The 5,776-nt window shown below is 63.3% G+C and carries 5 protein-coding genes; 1 reads left to right on the top strand and 4 read right to left on the bottom strand.

The annotated features are described in order from the left end of the window. Nucleotides 1–1,902, bottom strand: a 1,902-nt coding sequence (locus AB5Y92_RS11235) for an ABC transporter ATP-binding protein (protein WP_368226790.1), incomplete at its 3' end; no start/stop codon positions are given. Between the two features lie 154 nt (nucleotides 1,903–2,056). Here AB5Y92_RS11235 and AB5Y92_RS11230 point away from each other — a divergent pair. After that, nucleotides 2,057–2,470 carry a CBS domain-containing protein gene (locus AB5Y92_RS11230; RefSeq protein WP_040068349.1) on the top strand — a complete coding sequence of 138 codons (414 nt, stop codon included), beginning with the start codon at nucleotides 2,057–2,059 and terminating at the stop codon, nucleotides 2,468–2,470. Nucleotides 2,471–2,585: 115 nt separating this feature from the next. On the opposite strand, the gene AB5Y92_RS11225 is transcribed toward AB5Y92_RS11230, so the two are convergent. The 3 genes from AB5Y92_RS11225 to AB5Y92_RS11215 form a co-directional block, all read right to left on the bottom strand. Continuing rightward, complete coding sequence (locus tag AB5Y92_RS11225; protein ID WP_368226789.1) at nucleotides 2,586–4,247, bottom strand: hypothetical protein; 1,662 nt, start codon at nucleotides 4,245–4,247, stop codon at nucleotides 2,586–2,588. A 168-nt stretch (nucleotides 4,248–4,415) separates the two neighbouring features. After that, nucleotides 4,416–4,883: a hypothetical protein gene (locus AB5Y92_RS11220; RefSeq protein ID WP_058056645.1), complete on the bottom strand. Its 468-nt coding sequence runs from the start codon at nucleotides 4,881–4,883 to the stop codon at nucleotides 4,416–4,418. Nucleotides 4,884–4,937: 54 nt separating this feature from the next. Further along, on the bottom strand, nucleotides 4,938–5,776 hold an 839-nt coding region (locus AB5Y92_RS11215; protein ID WP_368226788.1), incomplete at its 5' end, for a PLP-dependent aminotransferase family protein.

Raw genomic sequence — 5,776 nt, 5'->3', positions numbered from 1 at the left:
GAAGGCTTGCTCCATGGTTTCCAGCTCTTCGGAGAGGCTCATCCACTCCAGCTCCACCTCTTCCAGCTGCTCCTTGAGGGGGCCCTGGGATTTGAGCAGCTCGGAGAGCTTGGTTTTAGCGCTCTCTTCGTAGATGGCGGGGTCGGCCAGTTGGCTCTCGATGTCGCCAAGCTTGCCCTGCAGCTTCTCCATGCTCGCTTCGAGCTTTTCCAGCTTCTGGCGCAGGGGACGGGTTGCTTGCCGGAACTCCGCCTCGCGCCGCTTCTGATCCTTGCGCGCCACCGCCGAGTTGGCAGAGACGGGGCCATCGGCCGGTTTGGCGTTGGCCTCTTTCTCCTGCTCGCCGAGCCACTTGTGGTAGTCGTCCAGATCGCCGTCGAACGGCTCGACCCGGCCACCGTGCACCAGATAGAAGTCGTCGGTGGTGGTGCGCAGCAGGTGGCGATCGTGGGAGACCACTACCATGGCCCCTTCGAAGCCTTGCAGCGCCATGGTCAGGGCGTGGCGCATCTCCAGATCCAGGTGGTTGGTCGGTTCATCGAGCAGCAAGAGGTTCGGCTTTTGCCAGGTGATCAGGGCCAGCACCAGCCGCGCCTTTTCGCCGCCGGAGAAGGGGGCTACTTTGTCGAGCGCCTTGTCACCGTGGAAGCCGAAGCTGCCCAGATAGTTGCGCAGCTCCTGCTCGGTCTTGTCCGGCGCGAGGCGGGCCAGATGATCGAGCGGGGAATCATCGAGACGCAGGGTCTCCAGCTGATGCTGGGCAAAGTAACCTATGCTCACCCCGGCGCTCACTTCGAGCTTGCCGGAGAGCGGCGGGTTGGAGCCCGACAGCATCTTGATAAAGGTGGACTTACCGGCGCCGTTGCGACCGAGCAGACCGATGCGCGAACCCGGTACCAGATTGAGTTTGATCTTCTCCAGGATCACCTTGTCACCGTAACCGGCAGAGAGGTTCTCCATGGCGATGAGCGGGGTCGGCAGGGCCGACGGCTCGCGAAACTCGAAGCTGAATTCCGAGTCGGCGTGGGCGGGCAGGATCTTCTCCATCCGCTCCATGGCTTTCAGGCGGCTCTGGGCCTGACGGGCCTTGGAAGCCTTGTAGCGGAAGCGGTCCACATACGCCTGCATGTGGGACATCTCCCGCTGCTGCTTCTCGTACATGGACTGCTGCTGGGCCAGATGTTCGGCGCGCTGCAGTTCGAAGTCGGAGTAGCCGCCGGTGTATTCATTGAGCTTGCCGTTCTCGATATGGATGATGCGGCTGATGACAGAATCGAGGAAATCGCGGTCGTGAGAGATGAGCACCAGCGTGCCCTGATAGCCCTTGAGCCACTTCTCCAGCCAGATCACCGCATCGAGATCCAGGTGGTTGGTAGGTTCATCGAGCAGCAGCAGATCGGAGCGGCAGAGCAGCGCCTGAGCGAGGTTCAGACGCATGCGCCAGCCACCGGAGAAGCTGCGTACCGGCGAGCTCAGTTGCTCGTCGCTGAAACCGAGGCCGTGCAGCAGCTCGGCGGCGCGGGCGCGAATGCTGTAGGCGCCTATGGTATCGAGGCGACCGTGCAGCTCGGCCACCAGCAGCCCGTTGTCATCCTGCTCGGCTTGCACCAGCTGGGCTTCCAGCGAGCGGAACTCCTTGTCGCCGTCGATCACGTACTCGAGCGCGGAGCAGTCGAGCGCCGGGGTCTCCTGCGCGACGCCTGCAATCTGCCAGCCAGCGGGCAGGCTGAAGGTGCCGCTGTCGATGGCCAGCTCGCCCCGTACCAGTGCAAAAAAGGTAGACTTGCCACAGCCGTTTTTGCCCACCAGACCCACTTTGTGGCCGGGGTGAATGGTGGCGGAGGCGTTGTCCAGCAGCTTGCGGCCGCCGCGGATCAGTTCGATTTGACTGGCAACTATCATGGGTGGGATCTGCTTGCTCAAAATGGAGGAGAAAAACTGGCGCGGATCTTACGTGAAATGACGCTGATTTGCACTGTAGCGAAGGGCTGGCCACTGGCTGGCGCTGCAAAAACATGCCATAACAGAGAAACCAGTTTGGTTACGGGAGGTTAGCATGCATATCAGGGATATTATGACGACCCGGGTCGCCACCGTTTCAATGGATGATCGACTCCGAGTCATCAGGGATATCTTCGAGCAGGCACACTTTCGCCACCTGCTGGTGCTGGAAGAGGAGGAGCTGGTAGGGGTCATCTCGGATCGGGATCTGTTCCGCGCCATCAGCCCCTATCTAGACTCCGAAGCCGAGATGAGCCGCGATACCGAAACCCTCAACAAGCGGGCCCACCAGATCATGAGTCGTCAGCTCGTCACCATCGCTCCCCATCTCACCGTGCGCGACGGCGTCAAGCTGATGCTGGAGAAGGGGGTCTCCTGCCTGCCGGTGCTGGAGAATGGCGCTCTGGTCGGCATCATCAGCTGGAAGGATTTTCTCAAGGCGGCGCTGGAGAGTGACGCGCTGGTTTGAGCCCAACGCTCATCGCCATCAGCTGACAGAGAACAAATAGAGAGAGGGGAGCCAAGGCTCCCCTCTCTCTATGTTGGCTTTGCCGACAATGCCGGTTTGCACGCCGCCAGCATCATCATGGCTCGGGCTGTCCTGCGACAAGGCAGGAGGGGCCGCTGCCGGAGAGGTGCGGCTGAAGATGAGTGCGGATCTCCTGCAGGGTGCGCTGGTACTGCTGGGCATGTTGATCGAGAAACGCGGGGCTGTGCTTGAGGCGCCGCTCCAGGGTATCGACCAGCAGCGCTACCTTGGGAGCGGCCATACCCGCAGGCCAACAGTGTTGCAACAGCTCCAGCAGTTGCCAGGCATCGCCCGGCAGGGCGGGGAACTCTTCCAGCAGCTGCAAGCCCGCTTGCAGGGCTGTCTGATATTGGCTGGCCTGCATCGCCTTGTGGCGCAGCTGGCGCAGTTCGCTCAGCCGTTGTTCTCTCGCCGTCAGACGCTGGCCCAGCTCGGCCACCAGATGGTGGAACAGCTGGCGGGTGAGCGGGTGGGGCGCCACCCTGACGCGGTATTGGGTCAGTTGGGTCAGGTAGCGCTGGGCGTGGTGGGGCAAACCACAGAACTGGCTGACCGCAAAGCCGAGCAGCAGGGTGAGGTGGTTGTCGCTCCCCTCATCCGGCTGGTGGTGGGCAATCAGGATCAGCGCCTCGTCGAAGCGGTAATCCAGCCCCAGCATCAGCGCCTGCAGCAGCTCATATTCGTGGGGTTGCAGGTGGACGGTGCGCTTGAGGTGCTCCCACTCCTGTTGCAGGGAGCGGATCCGGTTGCTGGACGGGGCGTGCCACAGCACCGCCAGACTGGCATTGAGCATGAAGCTGTCGATGGTGAGCCGGACGCGCTGCTCGCTGAAATGGCGCAGGGTCAGGCTGTTGGCCTGCTCCAGCACCTTCTCCTCATCTTGTAGCACCAGCCCGAGCAACATCGCCAGCTGATGCCAGCGCGGCTGATGGGGGCGGATCCGCAGCAGCTCTCCCATGGTCTCCCAGGCCGCCAACCAGTGATGCTGATGCAGCTGGCTGGCGAGTTGCAGCTCCAGCCGGGTGGCCATCGAGACGCTGGCCTGATGGCGCTGCAAGTCGGTCCGGGCGCTCTGCAATTTGCCGAGCCCCAGCATGGCGTAGAAGAGCCCGGCCCTTGGCCAGCTCGCCTGATACTCGTTGGCACAGAGGGCATAGTGCTGGGCGGCAGTGATCCGCTCGGTCGATTGCAGCAGCAGATAGCCCTTGAGCCGATCCAGCCAGGGGGTCAGCGAGCGATTCTCCCGTTGAAACAACAAGTCTTCACAGAGGGCGGTAGCCAGTTGCCACTCCCGCAGCAGAATGGGGGCGGCCAGCGTGCGGGTCAGGTTGCTTAACTTCACCAGCTGGCCGAGCACCGCGGTGAGCTGCTGGGTCATGAAGGGGAGAGCCAGATAGAGGGAGAAGTAGAGATCCGAGGGGAGAAACTCCTGCTCGCTCTGATCGGCATCGAGCAGCAGCAAGACGCAACCGGGCTGCAGCAGGCCGAGATAGTGCGCTTCGTGCAGCAGCCGGGCTCCGTCAAGATCCTGCTGCTTGTCCTGCTGACAGATGATGGCGTCGAAGGCGTGCTGTTGCAGCAGGGCCAGCAGGCCACTGCGCTCGTGGTTTGGATGGCTGTGGTAGTGGATCCGGTCGGCGGGCACCCCCTGTTCGGTCAGTTCCCGGGTGATGGCGCTACGGAGCAGAGGATCCTCTTCGAGCAGCAGTATCGTCATGCAGGTACTTCCTGTGAGCAAACCATTAGGTTGATTATGGTAGACCCAAGAGGAACATAGGCACAGTACTCGCTGAGTGAAAAGCTGACAGTAGCCAGCAGTGTGCTGGAGGGCGCACTATGGGCTGTTATTTCAATCGGTTATGCCATCTCTCAGGGCGGCAACCTGTTATTGCCGAGGGCGGGCCTGTGCCCCGAAGGGGCAGTCGCTCTGGCGGATCAGCCGCGACCCCTTGCCCTGTTCCCCCAGCCAGTTTAATTCCAGCTTGCCGAGGCGGCCCAGATGACGCAGCTCGAACTCGTAGCGCTGGCAGAGGTTGTCCTGGGGCAGGCTCGCCATCCCCGCTGGCAGTCGGTATTGATAGCGCAGGAGTGGCCCATCTTCCAGCTTGCTGGCCACCGGCACCAGCCCCTCTGGCGTGGGCTGCGGCGCCCCGAGTGCGCGGCGCAAACTGAGTGGCGCATCGATCGCCTTTTGATAGTGCAGGCCGTTCATGGCCGCCAGCTCCTCTTCCAGCCGTTGCAACTCCCCTTCCAGTCCATTGAGCGCGGCCCCCAGCTGCTGATGGGTCGTTGACGAGGCGCAGCCACCCAGCAACAGGGTGGCAAGCAGCAGGGCGGCTCTGATGGGGGGCACGGCATCTCCTTGGCAATGACGATGAAGCGTGAAGGTCAGGTCGGCTGGCCCTGACTATAGCAGGGGATTGCTGGGGGGCGTCCCCTGCAGCAGCTGCGCCAGTCGGGCCAGCCCTTCGCCGACCCGGGCGTCGGTGGCGGGCTGGCTCAGGCTCAGGCGCACCCCCTGCGGAGCGGCAAACTGACCGGCGGCGAAGTGTTCCCCGCTCGCCACGCCAACGTCAAGGGCATCGGCGGCGGCAGCAAACTGCTGGCTGCGCCAGGGTTCAGGCAGCGGCAGCCAGGCGTGCATGCTGCCCGGCTGCCAGCGGGCGGCGGGCAGCAGGTGGCGGAGCAGTTCGCCACGACGTTTGAGGATCTCCCGCTGCTGCTCGACCAGCGGCATGATCTGGCGCTGACTGACCATTTTGCAGGCGAGCTCGATCAGCAGCGGACTCACCATCCAGCTCGACAGCCGCATGGTCTGGGCGAAGGCGCTGTGCAGGGCAGGGGGCGTCAGCACGAAGCCCACCCGCAGGCCGCCGCAGGCGATCTTGGCCAGACTGCCCAGATAGATGACCCGCTCCGGCGCCAGATTGACCAGAGGGATCACTGGTTGCTGGGGCAGCAGGCCGTTGACGTCATCCTCGATGATCAGCAGATCGTGGCGACGGGCGATGGCGACGATGGCCTCCCGCCGCGCCAGACTCATGATGGCGGTAGTGGGGTTTTGCAGGGTCGGGGTGAGGTAGAGCAGCTTGGCCCGGCGGGTGCGGCAGGCGGCGTCCAGCGCTTCGGGCAGCAGCCCCTCCTCATCCATCGCCAGTCCCACCACCTGATTCTTCAGCTGGCGAGCGTTACCCAGCATACCGGGGTAGCTCAGCCCCTCGCACAGGATGGTCTCCCCTACGCAAT

The sequence above is a fragment of the Aeromonas sp. R1-1 genome (assembly GCF_040908495.1).
Classification (GTDB): Bacteria; Pseudomonadota; Gammaproteobacteria; order Enterobacterales; family Aeromonadaceae; genus Aeromonas; species Aeromonas veronii.
The sequence above is the reverse complement of the archived record's forward strand: the minus strand, read 5'-3'. Positions and strand labels throughout refer to the sequence as shown.

Coding starts and splice junctions, on each gene's coding strand:
- AB5Y92_RS11230 (WP_040068349.1), top strand. CDS start 2,057: ATGCATATCAGGGATATTATGACGACCCGGGTCGCCACCGTTTCAATG.
- AB5Y92_RS11225 (WP_368226789.1), bottom strand. CDS start 4,247: ATGACGATACTGCTGCTCGAAGAGGATCCTCTGCTCCGTAGCGCCATC.